This window comes from Streptomyces sp. NPDC003038 (assembly GCF_040611115.1).
Lineage (GTDB): Bacteria > Actinomycetota > Actinomycetes > Streptomycetales > Streptomycetaceae > Streptomyces.
This window is the reverse complement of sequence record NZ_JBEXNN010000096.1, coordinates 1-2811: the sequence shown is the minus strand read 5'-3', so window position 1 is coordinate 2811 and position 2811 is coordinate 1. Positions and strand designations below refer to the sequence as shown.

General features: G+C 64.1%; 2 protein-coding genes and 1 pseudogene. 1 reads left to right on the top strand and 2 read right to left on the bottom strand.

Features of this window, described 5'->3' with window-relative positions:
• Positions 1–283: 283 nt before the first annotated feature.
• On the bottom strand, positions 284–1054 hold the full coding sequence (locus tag ABZX75_RS34160; RefSeq protein ID WP_355418090.1) for a glutaminyl-peptide cyclotransferase: 771 nt from the start codon (positions 1052–1054) through the stop codon (positions 284–286).
• A gap of 625 nt (positions 1055–1679) precedes the next feature.
• Complete coding sequence (locus tag ABZX75_RS34155) at positions 1680–2591, bottom strand: IS3 family transposase (protein ID WP_355418087.1); 912 nt, start codon at positions 2589–2591, stop codon at positions 1680–1682.
• A gap of 74 nt (positions 2592–2665) precedes the next feature.
• Between ABZX75_RS34155 and ABZX75_RS34150 the strand changes: the two are divergent.
• A pseudogene (locus ABZX75_RS34150) lies at positions 2666–2811 on the top strand (transposase); the annotation flags it as partial.

The following is a 2811-nucleotide window of genomic DNA, read 5'->3' as shown; positions in this document are numbered from 1 at the left end:
CATCGCCGAGATCAAGACCTGGCGCATCCTCCGAAAAGCCCGCTGCCACCCCACCAGACTCACGTCAATCACCAAAGCCATCCTCACCCTGGAGATCCACCGCTGAACAAGCTCAGTGAGCTTGTTCAGTGTGGCCACCGATCGGGTGACACGACTCCCGTATATACGCAGGTCACAGGTGCCTCAAGCGCTTCCTTGAAGCTCAAGTTGAACAAGCTCAGTGATCCCCATACGGTGCGAGCCGATCACCGGAGAACCTCCGCAGCCTGGCGTCACCCTGAACTTACCTCTCACTCAGGCCAAACGTCCTATCAGCGGACCGGGACGACGCTGAGGCGAAGGTCACTCGGTATAGGTACGGCCAGTTCTTGCCGGTAATCCAGTACTCGTCGGTACCTGGGATCGCAGCAATGCCGTTCAGAACGTTCTCGATCGGCCGGACCGGCAAAACTGCGGAAGCGTCGATCCTGTCGATTACCTTCCCGGTGCGTGTGTCCACACCGACGATGGTGTCACTGCCCAGCACGTTAGCAAGGACCGTCCGGCCGGTGCACTCCAACTCGTTAAGCAGGGCTACCGGCCTGCCCACATCGGTAACCGTGACTGAGCCGAGGGCTACGAAGGTCACGGAGTCACGGAAGACCAGCCGAGCGGTCCCATCACTCATAACGAAACGCCGCTCCTGTGCCTGATGACACAGCCCCCACCCCTCACCGTCGTACGACACTCGCCGCCGTTCGGCCAGTGTCTCCGCATCTCTCACGATCACCACGCCGTCCCTCCAGGTCAGCTGCCACACCTCCCCGCCCAGAACGGTCAGACCCTCCCCGAACAGTTTCGGCCCTAGAGCCACCGACACCGCATACGGTCTGCCAGGCGGACCGTAGTGTGCGGTGGAGCGACCAGGCATCCCCGTACTTTCGTACAGTCGGCCGGATGACATCTCCAGCCCCTGGGTGAAGGCCTGCGAATCGTGCGGCAATGTATCCAGCACTCGCGCAGTCCACTGCCTTGGATGCGTCACTACTCCACCCCGCTTTGCTGCGGCAAACATTGCCGAATAGCCGACCCAAGCCAGCAAGCAAAAGGCAACTAGCACCACCGTGAGGCGCCGAACATGTGGCACAGACGTAGCACGCATCAACCACTCCCATATGGGGATAAAAGGATCGTCACGGGCACGTCGGCGCCAGCGCCCAAGCCGTGTGTACCCGCGCCATGGATGCGGCAGGAAAGTGGCCTCAGCGGTCAGAGTGGCCTTCGCGGACTTGCCCCGGTTGGACCTCTGCTCGCACCTGGCCGACTGGCCGACCCCTGACGGCATGCGGACGGAAGGGGTCATCAATCCACAAGTTTGCGCCGGCGGCCAAGGATACCTGGCTGCAGGGGACTGTGGTCCGTAGGCACAAAGGGTGAGGTTCCCCCGCTGGGTGGGGTGGTTGCCTAGCTGGTCAGGGCGGGGTGACGTGGTTTCAGGTTCACTTGTTCGGCCGTTGCCTGGTTGGCGTAGTGCTTCTCCTCGTACTCGATGCCGCGAGCTACGTGTGATGCCGAGATGGCTTCCCGCACTCCGAAGTAGCTCGATAATCTTCATGTGCTGTCAACTCCTTGTTAGCCGCTGATGATTCCAAAAACTCTGGAGCGGACCACCCGCCCTAGGGCGCCGAAACTCAATCGCCTCACACGTGCCTGCATATGGGGCTGAGGTAGCCGAGTCGTTCCTGGATGCGGCGGGGGTTGTAGAAGCCGTCGATGTAGTTGAAGAGTGCGAGGTTCGCCTCGGCACGTGTGGCGAAGACGCGGCCGCGGACGCACTCAGTCTTGACCAGCATCCACAAATTCTCGGCGAGAGCATTGTCGTACGAGTCGCCGACCGAGCCCATCGACGCCTGGATACCTGCTCTGACCAGGCGTGTCGTGAGTTTCAGGGACGTGTATTGGCAGCCGTGGTCCGCATGGTGAATGAGCTCGCCGGCGATGGGCTCGCGGGAGGCGAGGGCGTACTCGAGCGTGGTCAGGACGAGGTCGGCGTCGGCGCGGGCGGAAGTTTCCCAGGCGACGACCCGGCGGGAGAAAGCGTCGCGGATCGCGGAGAGCCACAGCGGTCCCTCCTGGGTGGGGATCATGGTCAGGTCGGTGACCCACAGCCAGTTCGGCCCGGTCGCGGTGAAGTCGCGTCGCACCAGGTCGGGTGCGAGATCGGCATCCGGGTCACGTCGAGTGAAGCCCTTGGCCTTGCGGGGGCTGATCCCGGCGAGGCCGGCCTGGCGCATGAGCCGTTCGACGCGCTTGCGGCCGACGCGGGTACCCTCGCGCTCCAGGACGGCGTGCACGCGCGGTGAGCCGTAGATCCCGCCGGACTCGTCGTGGACCTCACGGATCCGGTCCGTCAGCTCGACGTCCCGGCGGCGCCGCTCGCACGGCTCCTTCTCGGCCTGGCGCCACCGGTAGTAGGTGGAGGAGGGATGGAAAGTTCCCGGAGTACGGGCTCGACCCCCAGGTGCGGGTGCTCGTCGAGGAGTCCTGTCAACTGGGCCGGGTCGGGTCGAGCTGGGCCGAGAAAAAAGCCGACGCCGTCCGCAGGACCTCATTCGCCCGCCTGTCACCACTTCCCGCATCCCGGGGGAACCTCAAGGGCGCGGTGCGTCTCCAAGAAGGGGACTGTATCCGCGACGGCGCGGTGGCGAACCGGCCCATCTACGTGGCTCTGGCCGTCACTGCGGAGGGCCGGCGGGACATCCTGGGCCTGTGGGCCGGCGACGGCGGCGAGGGCGCCAAGCACTGGATGCACATCCTCACCGAGATCAAGAA

Bases quoted from the DNA above. Each gene is read 5' to 3' on its own strand.
- ABZX75_RS34160 (WP_355418090.1), bottom strand. From the start codon at position 1,054: ATGTTTGCCGCAGCAAAGCGGGGTGGAGTAGTGACGCATCCAAGGCAG.
- ABZX75_RS34155 (WP_355418087.1), bottom strand. From the start codon at position 2,591: ATGAGGTCCTGCGGACGGCGTCGGCTTTTTTCTCGGCCCAGCTCGACC.